We start from the raw sequence: 18695 nt of genomic DNA on the forward strand, positions 1-18695 counted from the left end.
GCGCAACGGGTCAGGCGTAGCGGCCGGGCGCGATGGCACAGTGCGGGTCGACCAGCTCCTTCAGGCGCCGGGCGAAGGCCCGCGCCTCGGGGTCGGGGGCCGGCCGGTCGGCCCGGTCGGCGTCTTCGATCCCGAGCCGGTAGGGGGTGAAGCCGTCCGCGGCGAACAACTCGTGGAGCCGGTCGTGCGCCCGATGGGCTCGCTCGACCGCCGCACCGTCGTCGCGGTCGAACCTGATCGTGATGACGCAGTCGACGACATCGGCGTCGAGGGCGTTGGCGGTGGATCCGCAGCGGATCCCGGTCTCGGCCCGCACCTGGGCGAGCAGCTCGTCTGCCCGGGCGAGGGCGGGGCCGGTGAAGGGCACCAGGGGCAGGAAGAAGAGGAATCCGCCGTCCTGATCGAGGCGGGCCGCCGAAGCCCCCGTCTTGGCCTCGAACAGGACGTCGGCGGCGTCGGGTTCGCCGGCGTAGGCCCGCTCGACGAGCCGGGCGACCTCGTGGCGCGGGCTGTCGGGATCGGTGGCGTCGGTCGAGGAGACGTCCTGGAAGAGGCCGGAGCCGGCGGCCTCCTCCGTGACGATGCGGGTCAGCGCGTCGACCGCCCGCCGGCTTCCGTCGACGCACACGTGCGCCAGATGGAGCCCGGGGGGACTGCCGTACGCCCGCGCCGCCGCCTCGTTGTACATCTTCACCACACCCCTGGCCAGCCCCTGGCTCACCCAGCTGCGGATCTCGGCCGCGACCTGCCCGAGCACCTCGGGCCGGAAGTCGAGCCGGACGACCCGCAGGGCTTCGGGGCGGGGAAGCAGACGTACGGCCGCAGCGGTCACCACTGCGAGGTTCGACTGGACGAACAGCGGCAGCAGCGAGGGGCCGAGCCCATGGGCGTACACGGGGGTGGTCATGTGCGGGACGGGCCACCAGCCCACCCGTATCAACTCTCCACTGGGCAGGGCCACTTCCAGTCCTGCCAGATCGTCGACCCGCTGACGCCGCAGACCGACGCCGCGGTCGAGGGCGTTGCCCACGACGCTGGTGTGAGCGGACGAGGCCGTGAGGTTGAGCATCCGCCCGGTACCCGCGAGCCGTTCGGCGAGAGAGGCCTGGGTCACTCCGGGCTCGAGCACGGCCCAGCCCCCGGCTGTGTCGAGGGCGCGGATCCGGTCGAGTCCGGCGAGGTCCACTGCCACGGCTCCGTCCCGCGCCGGCTCGCGCGAGCCCAGGCCCCAGTTGCCGCCGGTACTGAAGGCATGCAGCGGCGCCAGGTCGTCGTCGGCGAACAGTTCGACGAGGCGGCGGACCTCTTCGGCCGTACGCGGCCGGACGACACCGGCGACCGCGCGGGAGCGGTATCGGCTCACGTTCGGCCCGAGCCCCGCCGGCAGCGGGGTGACCCGGTCGGCTCCGACCACCTCCGCCGCGATCTGCAGGTCCGGCCCGAGGCGGCGTGCGGACGGCGCTTCGCGCTCGGTCTCTTCGGTGCGCAGGACAGTCATGGGAGCACCTCGGGGCACCTTCGTCGGTGGTTTGAAGCCTTCCGGGGCCGGCAGCTCTCCGCGTGAACGGGGCATCCGGCCGCGGCGGGCCCACCCGGACGGTGCGCTCTCGCTCCGCACCGAGGTCCCGCGCCGTCGCCGACTCTAGACGGCGGAGAGGCCCCGGTCTGGCGTGGTCGCGCACGTCCTCTGCGCACTTCGCGCACCGGCCGCCGGTGTGGGGACCGGAACCGCGTCGGGCGGGGTTCGCCCCGTCGCGGCGCCCGGGACGGCGACTCGCGGCGTTGCCGAATCAACCGATCAGGCCCACTGCGAGGTCGATCCGGCGCCCTGCGATCTTCCCCTCGGCCCGGAGGGCCTGGGGAGACCCCACCCCCTCGACCGGAGGGCCCGGGGAGACCCCGTGCACCGGACGCCGCTCCCCGACACGGGCACGTCCTGCCTGACGCGGCACTAGTACTGCAACCGCATGTGGCGTGACGGAGTGTCGTGTTGGTCGTTGGGCTGACTGTGTGATGAATCGCTGACGGTCGCGCAGATCGAGGACTGGTCCGACGGGATAGCTGGTCTCCATGCCCGGTTCGCAGGACGTTTTGGCAGGTCGGAGCCGCGTGAGCGGGCGCTGGACTACCTGTCCACCTTGCTCTCGCCGCTGGAGAAGAAGAACGGGTGGACGCTGGCGGAGCAGGCCGGCCAGCGTCGGCCGGACGGTTTCCAGAGACTGCTGAACTTCGCCGACTGGGACGAGCACGCGGTCCGTGACGACATCCGTGACTTCGTCGTCGAGACGATCGGAGCGAAGGATGCGGTCCTGATCGGGGACGACACCGGGTTTTTGAAGAAGGGCGTCAAGTCAGCCGGAGTCCAGCGGCAGTACTCCGGCACGGCCGGACGCACGGAGAACTGCCAGATCGGCACGTTCCTGGCCTATGCCTCCGCCGCGGGCCGGGCCTTGATCGACCGCGAGCTGTACATCCCGGTCTCCTGGACGGACGACCGCGAGCGGTGCCGGGCGGCCGGGATCGGTGACGAGGTCCCGTTCGCCACGAAGATCGAGCACTTCAAGTGGATGCTGCAACGCGCGATCGACGCACGCGTCCCCTTCGCCTGGGTCACCGCAGATGAGGCATACGGCCAGGTCAAGCACCTGCGGGCCTGGCTGGAGGAACGGCACGTCGCCTACGTGCTGGCCACCAAAGTCAATGACACAGTGACCACCGCCGACGGCACCGACGCCGAGGTCCGTGCGCTGATCACCCGCCTGCCCCGGCAGGCATGGAAGCGGATCTCCGCCGGTGCGGGCGCGCACGGCCAGCGATTCCACGACTGGGCCCGGATCGCGATCCGGGCCCAGTGGGTGGACGGTTTCGGGCACTGGGTCCTGGCCCGCCGCAACATCAGCGACCCCACCGAGATCGCCTACTACGTCTGCTACGGGCCCGTCACCTCGCGGCTGAAAGACCTGGTCAGGACCGCCGGAGCGCGATGGCAGGTAGAGGAATGCTTCCAGACCGCCAAGGGAGAATGCGGCCTGGACCACTACCAGGTCCGTCTCTACCGGGCCTGGTACCGGCACATCACCCTCGCGATGGCCGCCCTCGCCTACCTGACCGCCATCCGCGCCACAGAAGCCGCAAAAGGGGCAGCCCAGACGACGAGCGAGGCCTCATACCCCTCAGCGTCCCGGAGATCCGCCGGATGATCGGGCACGTCGTCATCACACCCCAACGCCACACCAACGAGCATCGTCTGCGCTGGTCACACTTCCGACGCCGTAGCCAAGCCCGAGCCCGCCGCTGCCACTACCAACGCCGAGGCCACGACCCACACATGCGGTTGCAGTACTAGGCCTCGCGCTCCGCCATCAGACGCCGGCCGAGGTCCGGGGAGATGTCCAGTTCCGCGAGAGTCTCCGGCGTGGCGATCAAGGGCATCAGGATCGAGTACAGGTTCGCGATGCGCTCCTCCAGGTCGTCCCACCCCGTCATCACTCCGGACATGATCTGGACGCCGGAGAAGACACCGACGAGGAGTTCGCCGTACATCCTCACATCCACGTCCGGCAGCAGCTCGCCGCGCTCCTTCGCCTCGCCGAGCACCTCGGTCTGGAAGTCGACCCAGGCCTGGTACGGCGGCCGGCGGTCCAGGTCGCTGCCCTGGTCGATGGAGAGCCGGATGCTGCCCTGCAGCAGGCTGTCGAAGTGGAGCCGGTGGGCGACCAGCAGAGCCGAGTCCACCGCCTCCTGCAGCTTCACCTCACGTGCGTACCCCGGCAGATGACCGGTCTGACTCACCATCTGCGTGTCCAGGACTTCCTGGGCCAGCTGCTCCTTCGAACTGAAGTGGAAGTAGAAGGCCCCCTTCGTCATCCCTGCTCGCTGGTAGACGTCGGAGATCCTCGTCGATCCGTATCCCCGCTCCGCGAAGACCGCGCCTGCGGCCTCGAGAATCGCCTGCCTCGTCCTGACCGCACGCTCCTGCTGCGCCATACGGACTCCCCTCTTGCCTGCCGCCGCCTGGTTCCGGCGGACCGTGCTGTTTCCAGGAGGCCAAAAACAAACCCGCAGGCACGTATCTTACTGCGTGCTACCACCTTGGGGCCAGTCGAGCGAAGGTGGACATTCCTCGATCCGTGCAACCGCTGACCTACGGCCGTTTCGCCGGGTGAATCCGCCCCGCACAAGGCGATGGCGATCACGTCACAACCACACACCGTCACAATTTCTTCGCGAACAGCACACTCTCCCGACCGTCCCATCGGCGTCCCCGCGGTCGCATGGGGATTCCGGTTCGCCTGACCAGACTGACTACCGGGCGGCGGCCCGGGGCGACCGCATTTCACGGCAAAGCGCCCGGCCGCATGCGTTCCGAGTCCGATGCCCGCAGCACCGTTCCCACCACGTCCCCGGGACTCCGTCCTCGAGGGGTGGAGACGCCTGCCCCGCCCCCACGGCAGGCGTCCATTCGCGTCAGTCGTGCAGGAGCCCCGCGGCCGTCGGCGCCTGCGAAGGGGCCGTCCCGTAGACCCGTCCGTACGCGGCGGAGAAGGTACCCGGGTCGCCCCAGCCCCAGCGTGCGGCGACGGTCTCGACCGATTCGCCCTCCCCCGGCTCCGCCGCCCGGAGTTCGCGGTGCGCGCGCTCCAGGCGCACCCGGCGCAGGTAGCCCATGGGGGTCGTGTCGTGGAAGTGGCGGAAGCCGTCGTGGAGGGTCCTGGCGGAGACTCCCGCCGCGGCGGCCAGGTCCGTGAGCGTGATCGGACGGTCGGCGTGGTCGTGGATGTACTGTGCCGCCCGGTCCACCGTCGCCTCACCGACGTTGCCGGTGCCGGAGGCCAGTGGGTCGTGCTCGGTGTAGCTGTTCGGGAACATCGACAGGGCCACCGCCGCGACCATGCGGGCCGCCGCGTCGCGCGAGAGCGGGGTACCGGCGGCGCTGTCCTCGCCGAGCAGATCCCACGCCCGGCGCGTCGCGGCCTGCCAGACCGCAGCCTGCTCGGCCGGCGCGGGCACCTGGGACCGTGGCATCCGCATCGGCTCGCGCGGCTCCTCCTCACCCAGGCCCGCGACGTCGCGCAGCAGTTCCGGCTCCATCCGCGCGGTGCGTGCCTCGACGTGGTCGGCGTGCGTGCGGTGGGGAACGTCGGGCCGGCCGGCGGGCATCACGTCCCCCGGCAGCCATCTGGTGTCGGTGCCGGCGCAGTCGACATCCTGGCGCCCGGAGAGGAGTTGCGTCATCAGCAGGTGCCGCGCGGGTTCCAGGAAGTAGCGGGCCTCCGCCGGAACGCGCACCGCGTCCAGGGCCAGTTCGGGCGTCGCACGCCGCTCGTGCCGGAACGGCGCGCGGAAGGACGGCGTCGGCACTCCCATTCGGATGTCCGCGCCGTAGGCGGAGGCCAGATACGCCCTGCCCCGTTCCGCATCGGTCGTGGAGAAGACACTGCGGACCACGTCGTCACGACTGCTGGCACTCATCGCGTTTCGCCTCACTTCACCGGGCTGCCCTCCCCCGCCTCGGCCGCGGCAGACGGAGAGGCGAGCCCGTACGCCCTCGCTTTCGACGTTACGCCGACGCCCCGTGCCGGGCGATCCGGGGCCGTTGGACGACTGGGCCGGTGGCCCTTCGCCGGATGCGGTCAGGTGGAGAGCACCGAGTCGTCCTCCGGGCGCGCGCCCGGGAGATGGAAGCGCGCGGCGATCAGTGCCGCGTCGACGTCGCTCGTTCCCGTGGACACGCACAGGGTGTACGCCACGTCCTCCATGCGGCGGCGGACGGGCTCGCTGCCGTTCTCGGCGTGCAGGAGCCGGAGCGTCTCGTACTGTTCCACGAGGTTGTCCAGGACCGCAGGGTGTGCCATCAACATCGAAAGTCGCCTCGCTTCGGCCGGAGGACCACCACCCGGGGTGCCGCGGTTGGTACCTGCCGCGTCCTGCGCCCTGAACGGCGTGCCGAAAGCGGGCTCGACCAGTGGCCTCCGCGGTCACCGGCTGCACGCGGCAAGCGGTTCCCTTTACCGTACAACCGCTGCCCGCCGACCGTACGGTCGTCGCTGCCCGTGTCACCCGGGGCACGGACGGGGACGCCCCGGTGGGGCGGCCCGTCCCCGCGGAGGCCGCGCCCGAGGGTCGGCCGTTGTGGAAGATCGCCCCGCTGCGACTGGGGCTCACGGTCGTCCTGATGGTGCTCGGCGTGGTCAGCGGCGCGATCGTCGTGTTCACGGGCGGTCTGGCCCGCAGGACCGGCGAGGCGCTCGGCATCGGGGGGACCACGGTCACGGTGTGGTCGATCGCCAAGTGGCCGGTGCTCGTCGTCCTGGTCACGCTGATGATCGCGCTCCTCTACCGGGCGGCGCCGAACGCCCGCGGCCACGGCTTCAAGTGGGTCACCTGGGGCAGCGCCCTCGCCGTGCTCATCCGGCTGGCGGCCTCGGGCGGGTTCGCGCTGTACGCGTCCCGACTCGGCTCCTGCAACAGGATCTACGGGACCCTCGCCGGCGTCATCATCTTCCTGGTGTGGCTGTGGATCACCGCCCTAGAAGCTGCCGTAGTTGACCTGCCAGGTCGGCAGGCCCATACGCCGCCAGACGGCCACGACACGGTCGCGGTCGTCGAGCGAGACGCGTACCGCGAAACGGCTGCGGACGTGGCGGTCGAAGAGTTCGGCCTTGACGACGTCGTCGCGCCGGTGGTCGCCCGCCGCGCGCATCCACAGCTCGTCGTAGGGCACGTCGTGCCGCTCCAGCCATGCCTCCGTCCGCTCCCTGTGCTCCTCACCGCGGCCCGAGAGCAGCACGATCACATCGCCGTCGGCACGGCGGAAGGAGCCGAGGGCGTCGCGCACCGCCACGTTGAGGAAGTCCTCCTCGCAGCGGGTGAAGTCGTAGGGCCCCCGGTCGCCCCGGAGGGCGAGGGTGCCGTCGATGTCGCACATCACCGCCGCCGGCAGCGCGGGGTCGGCGGCGTACGGCTCGACCGCGGGCTCGTCGTTCAGCCACTCCGCCGTCAGCCGCCAACCGCCCCTGGTGGCCTTGACGTGCTTCTCGGCGAGGATCCGGATGATCTCCTCGCCCACCGCACGCTCCCGTCCGGCGTCGCGCCGGACGCACTCCTCCACGGGTACACCGGTGAAGTCGTGCACGACGAAGGTCGCCTGCCCGGCGACCGCCGCCTTCAACCGCTTCGGGATGTGGGGCGTGAGGTGGGTGTTGTCCACGACGACGTCGAAGCCGCCCTCCACGGCCGCCCGCACCGCGGCGTCCTGGATCGCCAGAACGGTCTGCTCGTGGGCGTGCGACCGGCCGCGCTCGGGTGCCGGCACGTCGAGCATCCGCCGCAGGTCGTCGAGGTTGACGCGGCGCATCCTGCCCTCGGCACCGGCCTGCAGTTCGCGGGCGGCGGTGGTCTTGCCCGAGGCCGGCAGGCCGGTCATGACGTGTACTACGGGCACTTTCAGTTCTCCTCGTCGGATGTGAACGGATCGGACGCCTCGGGCCGGACGGACCGGTAGGTCATCAGCTCGGTGGAACGGCCGTCCAGTCTCTGGAACATGGCGGGCCGCACCGCTGGGTCGGGCAACGCCTTCGCGGCATGCGCGAACGCGCCCCGGTCCCCGGCAAGATGGGCGATGGAGCGGTACGCCTCGTCGATGGCGCGCTCGCGCTCCGCCACCTCGGTGTCGATCCGCGCGATCACCTCCCGCACCCAGGCGTCGAACTCGTCGGGCACCTGCTCCAGCAGCGCGTCCAGGGGCCTGCCGCCGGACGCCTCGATCTCGGCTGCGGAGCAGTTGAGTGCCTGGGCCAGCTGCTTGACGGGACGGCCGGCGAAGCGCTGGATGCCGTGGCCGCGCCAGATGTCCCGCTCCGTCACGCCCGTGAGCACCTTGTGGAGCCGTACGTACTCGGCGAGTTTGGCCTTGGCACGGACTCCGGAGGCGAATCGCAGCACGAATCCCTCGGCCTCGGTACCGGTGGCCGTCCGGCCGCCGGGCAGCCGGTTGGACTCGGCCAGCGCCAGGAGTTCGGCGAGCGGCACGGCGGGCCACACGGTCACGACGGAGCCGATGGCCTTCCAGCCGACGGCGGCCTCGTCCAGCGGGACTTCGCGGCCGTCCCTGGCGAAGGCGGCGAGCAGCACCAGGTCGCGGCGGTCCCCGTAGTCGACGACGATCCGGTTCTGCGGGTAAAGGATCTCGGCGAGGTAGGTCACTCCGGGCACCAGCGAGGACGTGTCCCTGCCGTCGAGCAGCCGCTGCGCCCAGGTGGCCTGGGTGCTGATGAACGACCCCTTGGACGCGACGTGCCAGCGGCCCGCGTAGTGGAACACCACGGCCAGGCTTCCGTCGACCTTGTCGTACACCTCGAACGGCTCGTCCGGGAGGGCGGGCGCATGGGGCAGACCGGCCTCGTGCTCGCCGACGTTGAAGAACTTCGGCAGCGGCAGGGCCACGACCTCGCCGGTCTCGTCGTCGGCGACGAGACCGCGGCAGCGAGTGGTCACCCGGTTCCACACCCGCTCGTACTGGCACGTCCTCGTGTACGTGTAGATCGACAGCGGCAGCCGGGGGTGGCCCTTTCGGGTCACGTGCCCCGCGTCGACGGCCGCCGCCAGTTCCTGCGGCGGCAGCAGCTCATGGAGAGTCAGGTTCGCCCGGCTCATTGCGTCCTCCCGTTCGTGAGCCTTGATTCTCGGCCGCGGAAGGCGTACTTGCGTACTGAATTTGCGCACACGGCCTTCGCGGAGACACAGGTCACGGCCCCGTCGGCGTGGGCGGGGCCGGGTCCCTGGGACGTCTTCCGCGGGGCGGTCGTCGAATGGGCGCGACCCACGACCCGGTCGCCTCCCCGTCCCGGCGCGGGTGCTCCGGACCCCGGGCTCCGCGCGCGCCGGCCACGTCGGTGTCCGGGGACCTCCGGGGCCGCGGGCCCGGGTGTGCCGCCCGAGTCGGGCTCCGCCGCCCCCCTGTTCGCGGCGCCGGCACCACCGTGCGGCGTTCTCCGCCCGCGTCCTCCAACCCGAGTCCGTCGCCGCCGCGATGCGCGTGCGATACATTTTGCCGCGCCTTGACCACGATCATTCTCGGACGACGGAGACTGCCTTCCCCATGACGGACATAGTCAACGGACTCGGCCGGGCCACCGCTTACGGTGCCCTCGGCGTCGTGCTGTTGGTCCTCGGCATCGTGCTGGTGGACGTACTGACGCCCGGAAAGCTCGGCCGCCTCATCTGGGAGGAGCGCAACCGGAACGCCTCGGTTCTGCTGAGTTCGGCGCTGCTGGGGATCGGCGGGATCGTCTTCACCTCGATCTGGACGACGTACGACGACTTCGCCAAGGGGCTGGCGTCGACGGCCGCGTTCGGCGTGCTGGGGCTGGTGCTGATGGCCGTGGCCTTCCTGGTGGTCGACCTGGTGACCCCGGGCAAACTCGGGGCGACGCTGGTGGAGCCGGAACCGCACCCGGCGGTCTGGGTCACGGCGTCGTGCAACCTGGCGGTGGCCGCGATCGTCTCGGCCTCGATCGCCTGACGCCCGGCCGACGGCGGGGACACACGTCCGGCGATCGGGCCCGGGGGGACCCACCTCGCGCTGCCCGACCCGGGTGGGGAGCCGCTTCGCGGCCGCCCGGACGCCTCACGCCGCCGGGCCGGTACGGTCCCGGCGGGAGCGGGGACGGACCTCCCTCGGACCGGACCGCGCGCCACCCTTTGCGCGGTGTGACCGTCCGCTCACAACGGGCCGCATTCCCGGCTGGTTTCGCCTGCCGGGCTGCACCGCGCCGGATACCGCGTGATGCTGGTACTCAGTCCCCAGCTACGGGATTCGCCCGGAGGCAGATCATGAAGCAGGACAACACAGGAGAGCAGCAGCCCGAGAGCAGGCAGCGGCCGGTCCAGCTCTTCACCGGATCGGAACGGCCCTTCGATCCCGAGGACCTGGTGATGGCGTCCGGCCGTGAGTGCACGCCCGAAAACGTGGCCCGTGCCCGCAAGGAGATCGCGGAGAAGGGTGCCGCCGCGCTGGAGCGTTACCTGCCCTGACGACGGGCCGCGTTCACCTCACCCGCCGCCACGTACGGTCGGCGAACGCTGACCGCACGTAGGCGGATCACCCTCTCTCGGACGTTCACGGCATCCCATCGGCGACGCCCGAACGCCGAATGCGTCAAATAGGTACATTTGGGTATCAGGCCGACAGAGCCCGACCGACGGTCCCGCCACATCCGGTGGCGCCGGCCCCCTTCCGTCGAAGGACGCTCATGTCCAGCTTCCCGATCACCCGTGACCCCGACGTCGGTGCCGCCCGGCCGGGCCGGCCGGCGGCGCTCGACGATCTGCCGGAGATCCCGGATTTCCGGACCGTCAGCGCGCTCGACGCGCGTGCCCTGTCCCTCGCCCTGTTCCAGCGGCTCCGTACGCTGGACGAGGGCTCGGCGGAGTACTCGTACGTCCGCAACACGCTGGTGGAACTCAATCTGAGCCTCGTGAAGTACGCCGCGGCCCGGTTCCGGGGCCGCAGCGAGCCGATGGAGGACATCGTGCAGGTCGGCACGGTCGGCCTGATCAAGGCGATCAACCGCTTCGACGTCGAGCGTGAGGTCGAGTTCACCTCCTTCGCGCTGCCCACCGTCGTCGGCGAGATCAAGCGCTTCTTCCGCGACACCAGCTGGGCGGTACGCGTGCCGAGGCGGCTCCAGGAGCTCCGGCTGGACCTCGCCAAGGCGTACGACGCGCTGGAACAGGACCTGGGCCGTGCCCCCACGGCGGCGGAACTGGCCGCCCACCTCGAACTCACCGAGGAGGAGGTCGTCGAGGGCCAGCAGGCCGCCAACGGCTATGTCGCCCGCTCGATAGAGCCGCTCGAGGACGACGAGAACGAGAGCCCGCTCGCCCGCCGTCTCGGCCACGAGGATCCGGCCCTGGACGTCGTCGAGTGCCTGGAGTGCCTCAAGCCGCTGATCGCCCGGCTACCGGATCGCGAACGCACCATCCTGTCCCTGCGGTTCGGGGAGGACCTGACCCAGTCCGAGATCGGCGAACGACTGGGCATCTCGCAGATGCACGTGTCCCGGCTCCTGGCCCGCGTCCTGACCGAGCTCCGCGCGGCGCTGCTCGCCGAGGACGGCGCACCGGAGCACGGAAGACCGCGACACTGAGGCCCCGTTGCCGAGGTGGCGCCGTCGCACGCACGGGCCGTCCGTCGGCCGTGCGCTCCGCAGGACCCTGCGGGGCACGGGCACTCCTGCCGTGACTTGCACCCCGGAGAAGGGACGACGCCATGGGCGCAGGCATGTGGGGCTTCCCTGAGGGTTCGGGACACGCACCGGGCGCGGAACTCGTCGGTTACCGCGTCGAGGCCACCGACGGGTCCATCGGCAGGATCGACAAGCACTCGGAGGACGTGGGGCGTTGCTACATCGTCGTGGACACCGGCCCCTGGGTCTTCGGCCACCACAGGCTGATCCCGGCCGGCGTGGTGTCGCGCATCGACCGGGCGCGGGAAGTGGTGTACCTGGACTGCTCCCAGGAGCAGATCAAGGATGCCCCGGACTTCGAGCGGGGGCGGTACGACGGCGACGCGGCCACCGTCCGGCTCATCGAGCAGCATTACGCGAACTGGCACCTGTGACGCACGAGTTCGGCCGGGTGGCGCCCGTGAAGCCGGGATCCGCGGGGCGCCCGTGAAACCGGGATCCGCGGGGCGCCCGTGAAACCGGGGTCCGCGGGTGGCCCGAAGTCGCCGGCCCGGACGGCTCCGAGGGCGGCGGAACGGCGAGGCTCCTCTCCGCGGCGGGCGGCTCGCAGGCGGAACGGCCCCGGCCCGGTACCGTGGGCGCCGGGCCGGGCTGCTCCCCTACGTCCTCGGCTCTCCGTCCCCGGTTGCCACACCGCCGCCGGTACGGGGTCCCTGCCGACGCGGCACCTGCGCCGGGCCGGGCCCGCGGTTCCCCGACCACTTGGTTCAGGCGCCGCTGTTCGGCGGCGCGGCACTGATGCCGGCGAGGGCGGAACCCGGTTCACGCGCCCTCGCGAGGTCGCCCAGACTGACGACGCCGACCGGATGGCCGTCGTCCTCCACCACCGCGAGCCGGCGCACCCCGTGATCTCTCATGACCCTCATCGCCTGTGAGGCGTCCGTTTCCGGGCGGACCGTGAGAACGTCCGGAGTGCAGACGGACCGGACCGGCATGATGTGCGGGTTGTGCCCCATGGCCACCGACCGCACCGCGATGTCCCGGTCGGTCAGCATCCCGAGCAACCGGTCCCTGTCCGCGACGAGGACATCCCCGACGTCCATGTCACGCATCAGCCGGGCCGCCTCGACGAGCGACGCCTCGGGCGGGAGCGTCAGCACTCCGGCCGTCATCACGTCCTTCACCAGCTGTGTCATGACCCAGCTCCCTTCCCTGACACACCGCGCCTGCCCGGGTTCCTCCCGGATATCCCGGAAAGCGCCGGAAGGGAGGTCCACGGCCTGCCGACGGGACCGCCGTTCGCAGGGGCCCGCGCGCACGAGACCTGGGCGCGGGCACCGGGCACCGAGCAGGGCAGGGCAGGGCAGCGACATCGTGCGTACGGGCTCCTCCTCCGTCCCGGACGGCTGCCGGCCGGGACGGAGGAGGAACACCCCGGCAGGAAGGCCGTTCGTCACGCTGGGTGACGATGTGCGGATGCGCCGGCGGCCCCGCCGTGTTTGCCTGGCAGGTGGCCCCTGGCCCGGCGGCGTCAGGCGTCCGGGCCCGGAAGGAGGAGCCATGAGCACAGCACGCGAACCGGTCAGGACGTCGGAGGAGCTCCGGTTCATGGCCGACGAGCTCACCCGCGGCGCGGAGCGCTGCAAGGACCCAGAACACCGTGAACGACTGCACCGCAGGGCGGAGGAGTTGCGCCGCCAGTGCGACACCGGCGAAGGCTCGGAGGAGAGGCCGCCGGCGCACGCGAGGCAGGAGACGTACCGACCCCAGCAGCACGGCTCCAGAAGGCCGCAGAGCCGGCGGTCCGAGCGGCCGCGTGACACCTGACCGTCGAGGCGACGGCCGCCGGACCCGTCACCGGGTTCGGCGGCCGTACGCCGGCCGGCGGCCCGGAGCCCGGGGCTGTACACGGGTAGAATCCGGTTCGTCACGCTGGAGACGACATGACCATGTCCGAGCAGGGACCGGTCGAGCCGGGGCCCGACCCGCTGGCCGATGCAGTCACGCAGCTCACCGCCGAACTCGCCGCGCTGCGCCGCGATGTCGCCCGCCGTCATCTCCTGGACCTGGCCTGCGGTGTGCTCGTCGCGCGGCACTCCCTCAGCCCCGGCGAGGCGATGGACCACCTGGCCCAGCTGGCCGAGGCCATGAACGTCGGCGCGGAGGACATCGCCGCCGACATCGTCAACGGCGCCACCCGCCCGTCCGGGGCGGCCGGCGGTCCGGTGTCCGAGCGGAGCGCCGACCCGCGGACGGCGGACGGCGCCGCACCGGCCGAGGCCGACGAGGAGCGGACCGAGGGCCGCAAGGCGCGGTTCGTCGAGGCCGCCGCCGAGGCGGCGGCGCAGACGGGAGGCACGGTCGACGAGATCGCGGCGACCCTGCTGAACGGCGGAATGCGCCCGCTCGGCGCCCGCGCACTGTGGTTGTTCCGCCGCACGGAGACGGACTGCCTGCGACTGGCGGGCCAGGCCGGGGCGAACTCGCTGGAGGCGGCCCACTGGCGCTGGGTGCCGCCGGCCGCGGGCAGCGCCCTGCACCGGGTGCTGAACGACGGAACGCCCCTGTGGCTGCCCGACGGCACGTCCGCGGCCGAAGCGCTGCCGGGCCCCGCGCCCGGCTCCGCGCGGGCGGTGCTGCCGCTGCGGCAGCGCGGTGTCGTGACGGGGCTCGCCCTGGTCGACTGGCCGGGCCCCGCGGATCTGGACGAGTCCGTCCGGCGGTCGCTGACCGGGCTGGCCGTACCGGCCGCCCGGATCCTGGACGCGGGCGCTCCCGGCACCCCCGACCCCGGGGTACTCGCCCCGCTGCTCGATCTACTGACGCATCCCGCCATGGCCCTGCGCGCGGACCCGGAGAGCGGCACCCTGCACATCGAGCACCTGAACCGGCCGGCGCTGGACTCGGCCCGCCATGTGCACGGTCCCGCCGGCCGCCCACTCGCCCAGGTGTTCCCGGCCGTGCACGCCGACCTCGTACGGCTCGCACGGACGGCCCGGGAGTCGGCGGCGCCGCAGCGGGTGGCGCGGGTGCCCGTCGAGCACCGGCCCGGCGGCCCCGACCCGCTGCACGACGTACGGGTGCTCCCGGTCGGCCCCGACCGTACGGTGGTGTTCTGGCACGGTGCCACGAATCCCGAACTCTCCCTCAGCCGGGTGCTGGGCCGGCTGGAGAACCTGGCCGCGTTCGAGGACGACCTGATCACGGGGAAGTCCCGGTGGAGCGAGCAGGCGTTCCGGATCTTCGGGCTCGAGCCGGGCAGTTCCCCGGTGCCCCTGCGGCGGCTCGCCCCGCATCTGCACCGCGAGGACACCGGCAAGCTCAACGACCTGCTGATGGAGCTGACACAGCGCCGGGAGGGCACCGACACCGTGGTGCGGGCGGTCCGCGAGGACGGCGGGCTGAGACATCTGCGGATCGCCGCGGAACCGCTGCTGACGGGCGGCGTCCTCACCGGGATCACGGGCGTGTACCAGGACGTCTCGGCGCAGCACCACACCGAGATCGCGCTGAGCGCCACCTTCGACCGGCTGACCGCCGCACAGACCCAGGCGGCGCTGCGGCACCAGCTCGTGCTCCAGCTCCAGCAGGCGATCGTCCCCGAGGTGCCGGAACTCCAGCGGCTGCCCGGTCTGCAGGTGGCGGCCCGCTACCGGCCGGCCGCCGAGGAGTACCGGGTGGGCGGCGACTGGTACGACGTACTGCCGCTGCCCGACGGCCGGGTGCTCGTCGTCACCGGGGACATCGCGGGGCACGGCATCGACTCGGTGACGGGGATGGTGGCGCTGCGCAACGCCCTGCGCGGGCTTGCGTTCACCGGGCACACCCCGGGCCGGCTGATGGCCTGGCTCAACGAGGTCACGCTGCAGACGCACGGGCATCCGACCGCCACCGCCGTCTGCGGCCTGTACGACCCGTCGGACCGCTCGCTGTGCTGGGCCAGCGCCGGTCACCTGCCGCCGGTGCTGCTCCGCGAGGGAGCCGCCGACCTGCTCGAACCGCCGAGGAGCATCCTTCTCGGCGCGGTCCCGGCGGCCGCGTACCAGGAGACGGTGACGCGGCTGGAACCCGGGGACACCCTGATGCTGTACACGGACGGGCTGGTGGAGAGCCGCCGCACCGGTATCGACGAGGGCCTGGACACGCTGCGGAGGGCGGTGGAGCGGCTCGCCCCCGCCGGTCTGGACGAGCAGGCGGACGCGCTGCTGGCGGCGGTCACCGGAGACACCGACGACGACACGAGCCTGGTGGTCGTCCGGGTGTCCTGAGACTCCGGAGGCGCCGCCCGGCGGCTCGCGGGCGGCTCGCGGGCGGCTCGGTCCGCAGCGCCGGCCGGACCCGAACCGCTTCAGTCGCGGTCGAGCCAGTGGTGCACGCGTTCGACCAGGTCGTGGGCGTCGACGGGTTTGGTGATGTAGTCGTTCGCCCCGGACTCCAGGCTCTTGGCCCGGTCTCCGGGCATCGCCTTCGCGGTGACCGTGATGATCGGCACGTCGGCGAAGCCCGGCATGTCGCGGATCGCGGCGGTGGCCGTGTGGCCGTCCATGCCGGACATCATCACGTCCATCACGATGAGGTCCACCTCCCGGTGGGCGGTGAGCAGCTCGATACCGGAGCGCCCGTCGGCGGCGGTGAGCACATGCACCCCTTCCGCCTCCAGGATCTCGGTGAGGGCGTACACGTTCCGTACGTCGTCGTCGACGATGAGCACCACGCGTCCGGCGAGCGATCCGCGGTGGGCGGCCGAGGTGTCGCCGCCGGGCTCGAGGGGTCCCTCCGGGGCGCCGGAGTCCGGGCCGCGCGGCAGGCTGACGCCGATGGGGACGTAGAAGGTGAACTCGCTGCCCTCGCCCAGCCGGCTCTCGGCGACGATCACCCCGCCCAGGAGCTGGGCGACCTCACGGCTGATGGAGAGACCCAGTCCGGTACCGCCGTAGCGTCGGCCGGTGGCGAGGGCGCCTTGCTGGAACGCTCCGAAGATGGTGTCCAGGTGCTCGGGCGCGATGCCGACGCCGGTGTCCCGCACCCGGAAGGCGACCACCGACATGCCGCGCATCCGCTCGGGGAGTTCGTCGTCGGCAGCCTTCTGGACCCGCAGTTCGACCCCGCCGCGCTCGGTGAACTTCAGGGCGTTGGACAGCAGATTGCGCAGCACCTGCCGCAGCCGCGGCTCGTCCGTGGTGATCTCCGCGGGCACCCCGGGCGCGGTGACGACCCGGAACTCCAGCTCGCGTTCGGACGCCAGGGGCCGGAAGGTCATCTCGACGTACTCCAGCAACTGGCCCAGCGCGAAAGGCTCGCGGTGGATGTCCATCTTCCCCGCCTCGACCTTCGACAGGTCGAGGATGTCGTTGATCAGCTGGAGCAGGTCCGAGCCGGCGGAGTGGATGACCTCCGCGTAGTCGACCTGCTTCTCCGTCAGGTTCCCCTCGGGGTTCTGTGCGAGCAACTGGGCCAGGATGAGCAGGCTGTTGAGCGGGGTGCGCAGCTCATGGCTCATGTTGGCGAGGAACTCGGACTTGTACATCGACGTACGGGAGAGCTGCTTGGCCCGTTCCTCGAGCTCCTGCCGGGCCTGCTCGATCTCCAGGTTCTTGCGCTCGATGTCGCGGTTGCGGTCGGCCAGCAGGGCCGCCTTCTCGCCGAGTTCGGCGTTGGAACTCTGCAACTCCTCCTGCCGCACCTGGAGTTCCTGCGAGCGGGCGCGGAGTTCCGCGGTGAGCAGCTGGGACTGCTCCAGCAGTTCATCGGTCCGGGCGTGTGCGATCAGAGAGCTCACGATGACTCCGACCGTCTCGATGAACCGGTCGAGGAAGTCGCGGTGGAGGCCGGAGAAGGGCCGCAGCGAGGCGAGTTCCACGGCGCCGAGCACCTGGCCCTCGACGAGGATCGGCAGCACGATCAGCGCCCCCGGCGGTCCGGCCCCGAGTCCGGAGGAGATCGTGAGATAGCCCGGCGGCAGGTCGTCGACCGCGATGGTGCGGCGGCTGAGCGCCGCCTGGCCGACCAGGGACTCACCGAACCGGAACCGCGTCGGCGGTTCGGACGGGCCGGCGGGCGGTGCCCCGTAGGAGGCGATCCTGACGAGCTCGGTACCGGCCGCCCCCTCGCCTGCGCCCGTGCCTTCGCCTTCCCCGGTCCGCTCTGTGCCGTCCGCGCGCTCGCCCGTCCCCGCTCCGGACCCCGTCCTCCCGCCCGCGCCCTCGCCCGCCGGCGCCGCCAGGAAGAACGCCCCGTACTGGGCCGCGACCAACGGCGGCAGCTCCTCCATGATCACGTGGGCCACCTGGACGGGGTCGCGGCTGCTCTGCATCAGCCCGGCGAGCCGTGCCAGATTGGTCTTGAGCCAGTCCTGCTCCTCGTTGGCGCGGGTGGTGGCGCGCAGGGACTCCACCATCATGTTGATGTTGTCCTTGAGGTCGCCCACCTCCCCCGGCGCCTCGACCGTGATCGACCGGGTGAGATCGCCCTCGGCGACGGCGCTGGTGACGCCGGCGATGGCGCGGACCTGGCGGGTGAGGTTCCCGGCCAGCTCGTTCACGTTCTCCGTGAGCCGCTTCCAGGTGCCGGAGACGCCCTCGACCTCGGCCTGGCCGCCCAGCCGCCCCTCGCTGCCCACCTCACGGGCGACCCGGGTCACCTCGGCGGCGAACGACGACAGCTGGTCGACCATCGTGTTGATGGTCGTCTTCAGCTCCAGGATCTCCCCCCGCGCGTCCACATCGATCTTCCGGGTGAGGTCGCCCTGGGCGACGGCCGTGGTCACCTGGGCGATGTTGCGCACCTGGTTGGTCAGGTTGTTCGCCATGGAGTTGACGTTGTCGGTGAGGTCCTTCCACGTGCCGGACACCCCGCTGACGGTGGCCTGACCGCCCAGATCCCCCTCGGTGCCCACCTCGCGGGCCACCCGGGTGACCTCCTCGGCGAACGACGACAGCCGCTCGACCATGGTGTTGATGGTGTCCTTGAGCTCCAGGATCTCGCCCCGTGCGTCGACCCGGATCTTCTGCGTCAGGTCGCCCCGGGCGACCGCGGAGGCGACCTGGGCGATCGACCGCACCTGCGAGGTGAGGTTGTCGGCCATGGTGTTCACACCGGTGGTCAGCTCCTGCCAGACCCCGCTCACGCCCTTCACCCGGGCGTGCCCGCCGAGACGTCCCTCTCCGCCGACCTCGCTGGCGACCCTGGTGACCTCGGAGGTGACCAGCGACAACTGGTCGGCCATGCCGTTGTAGACGGCGGCGATCTCGCCCATGATCCCGTCGGCTTCCTCGGGGAGCCGCGCGGAGAAGTCGCCGTCGCGCACAGCCGTGAGCCCGGCCAGGAGCTTCCTGAGCCCTTCCTCGCTCAGTTCCGCCGGCGGCCGGACCGCTTCCAGCGCCTCGCGCCCCGTGGTGGGCCGGGTGTGTCCGGATTCATCCATGGCCGACCTCGTGTGCCCAATCGTCCTGCGTCCCGTGGCCAGGGTCCCGCCCGGCGGGCAGTGCGCCCGGCCCCCTTACCGAC

15 protein-coding genes and 1 pseudogene are annotated in these 18695 nt (G+C 71.7%); 8 read left to right on the forward strand and 8 right to left on the reverse strand.

Going from position 1 to position 18695, the window contains the following annotated elements; genetic code table 11:
* Nucleotides 1-10: 10 nt before the first annotated feature.
* On the reverse strand, nucleotides 11-1498 hold the full coding sequence (locus tag FEF34_RS41955) for an FAD-binding oxidoreductase (protein ID WP_199800637.1): 1488 nt from the start codon (nucleotides 1496-1498) through the stop codon (nucleotides 11-13).
* A 538-nt stretch (nucleotides 1499-2036) separates the two neighbouring features.
* On the opposite strand from FEF34_RS41955, the gene FEF34_RS04060 reads away from it, so the two are divergent.
* Entirely contained in the window at nucleotides 2037-3200 is a 1164-nt protein-coding gene (locus tag FEF34_RS04060; RefSeq protein ID WP_138051846.1) for an IS701 family transposase, read from the forward strand.
* A gap of 142 nt (nucleotides 3201-3342) precedes the next feature.
* Here FEF34_RS04060 and FEF34_RS04065 read toward each other — a convergent pair whose 3' ends face one another.
* The 3 genes from FEF34_RS04065 to FEF34_RS04075 all read right to left on the reverse strand — a co-directional run bounded on the left by FEF34_RS04065 (nucleotide 3343) and on the right by FEF34_RS04075 (nucleotide 5861).
* The gene (locus tag FEF34_RS04065) at nucleotides 3343-3987 is read right to left on the reverse strand and encodes a ScbR family autoregulator-binding transcription factor (protein WP_138051896.1); all 645 of its coding nucleotides are present in this window, start codon (nucleotides 3985-3987) and stop codon (nucleotides 3343-3345) included.
* Nucleotides 3988-4467: 480 nt separating this feature from the next.
* Complete coding sequence (locus FEF34_RS04070; protein ID WP_138051897.1) at nucleotides 4468-5472, reverse strand: helix-turn-helix transcriptional regulator; 1005 nt, start codon at nucleotides 5470-5472, stop codon at nucleotides 4468-4470.
* 161 nt (nucleotides 5473-5633) lie between these two features.
* Nucleotides 5634-5861, reverse strand: coding sequence for a DUF5133 domain-containing protein (locus tag FEF34_RS04075; RefSeq protein ID WP_138051898.1), 228 nt, complete (start codon nucleotides 5859-5861; stop codon nucleotides 5634-5636).
* A 254-nt stretch (nucleotides 5862-6115) separates the two neighbouring features.
* Here FEF34_RS04075 and FEF34_RS04080 point away from each other — a divergent pair.
* Nucleotides 6116-6532 (forward strand): annotated as a pseudogene (locus FEF34_RS04080) (YihY/virulence factor BrkB family protein); the annotation flags it as partial.
* Here FEF34_RS04080 and FEF34_RS04085 read toward each other — a convergent pair.
* Together FEF34_RS04085 and FEF34_RS04090 are read right to left on the reverse strand one after the other, a co-directional pair.
* Nucleotides 6530-7444 (reverse strand): phosphatase domain-containing protein, encoded by a 915-nt coding sequence (locus FEF34_RS04085; protein WP_138051899.1) that lies wholly within the window; start codon nucleotides 7442-7444, stop codon nucleotides 6530-6532. The pseudogene FEF34_RS04080 and the gene FEF34_RS04085 sit on opposite strands and share 3 nt — an antisense overlap.
* Nucleotides 7445-7446: 2 nt before the next feature.
* The gene (locus FEF34_RS04090) at nucleotides 7447-8655 is read right to left on the reverse strand and encodes an RNA ligase (protein WP_138051900.1); all 1209 of its coding nucleotides are present in this window, start codon (nucleotides 8653-8655) and stop codon (nucleotides 7447-7449) included.
* A gap of 445 nt (nucleotides 8656-9100) precedes the next feature.
* Here FEF34_RS04090 and FEF34_RS04095 point away from each other — a divergent pair, with 445 nt between their 5' ends.
* The 4 genes from FEF34_RS04095 to FEF34_RS04110 all read left to right on the forward strand — a co-directional run bounded on the left by FEF34_RS04095 (nucleotide 9101) and on the right by FEF34_RS04110 (nucleotide 11623).
* Nucleotides 9101-9523 carry a DUF350 domain-containing protein gene (locus FEF34_RS04095; protein WP_138051901.1) on the forward strand — a complete coding sequence of 141 codons (423 nt, stop codon included), beginning with the start codon at nucleotides 9101-9103 and terminating at the stop codon, nucleotides 9521-9523.
* A gap of 311 nt (nucleotides 9524-9834) precedes the next feature.
* Nucleotides 9835-10035, forward strand: a complete 201-nt coding sequence (locus FEF34_RS04100; RefSeq protein WP_093661412.1) for a hypothetical protein — start codon at nucleotides 9835-9837, stop codon at nucleotides 10033-10035.
* Nucleotides 10036-10253: 218 nt separating this feature from the next.
* Nucleotides 10254-11150, forward strand: a complete 897-nt coding sequence (locus FEF34_RS04105; RefSeq protein WP_138051902.1) for a SigB/SigF/SigG family RNA polymerase sigma factor — start codon at nucleotides 10254-10256, stop codon at nucleotides 11148-11150.
* A gap of 122 nt (nucleotides 11151-11272) precedes the next feature.
* A complete protein-coding gene (locus FEF34_RS04110) occupies nucleotides 11273-11623 on the forward strand; it encodes a PRC-barrel domain containing protein (protein ID WP_138051903.1) in 351 nt (116 codons plus the stop codon).
* Nucleotides 11624-11956: 333 nt separating this feature from the next.
* On the opposite strand, the gene FEF34_RS04115 is transcribed toward FEF34_RS04110, so the two are convergent.
* Nucleotides 11957-12385 (reverse strand): CBS domain-containing protein, encoded by a 429-nt coding sequence (locus FEF34_RS04115; protein ID WP_138051904.1) that lies wholly within the window; start codon nucleotides 12383-12385, stop codon nucleotides 11957-11959.
* 364 nt (nucleotides 12386-12749) lie between these two features.
* Here FEF34_RS04115 and FEF34_RS04120 point away from each other — a divergent pair, with 364 nt between their 5' ends.
* Together FEF34_RS04120 and FEF34_RS04125 are read left to right on the forward strand one after the other, a co-directional pair.
* Entirely contained in the window at nucleotides 12750-13016 is a 267-nt protein-coding gene (locus tag FEF34_RS04120) for a DUF6381 family protein (RefSeq protein ID WP_138051905.1), read from the forward strand.
* A 116-nt stretch (nucleotides 13017-13132) separates the two neighbouring features.
* Complete coding sequence (locus tag FEF34_RS04125) at nucleotides 13133-15457, forward strand: SpoIIE family protein phosphatase (protein ID WP_138051906.1); 2325 nt, start codon at nucleotides 13133-13135, stop codon at nucleotides 15455-15457.
* Between the two features lie 80 nt (nucleotides 15458-15537).
* On the opposite strand, the gene FEF34_RS04130 is transcribed toward FEF34_RS04125, so the two are convergent.
* Entirely contained in the window at nucleotides 15538-18612 is a 3075-nt protein-coding gene (locus FEF34_RS04130) for a HAMP domain-containing protein (protein ID WP_138051907.1), read from the reverse strand.
* Nucleotides 18613-18695 lie beyond the last annotated feature (83 nt).

It is taken from the genome of Streptomyces marianii (assembly GCF_005795905.1).
GTDB lineage: Bacteria > Actinomycetota > Actinomycetes > Streptomycetales > Streptomycetaceae > Streptomyces > Streptomyces marianii.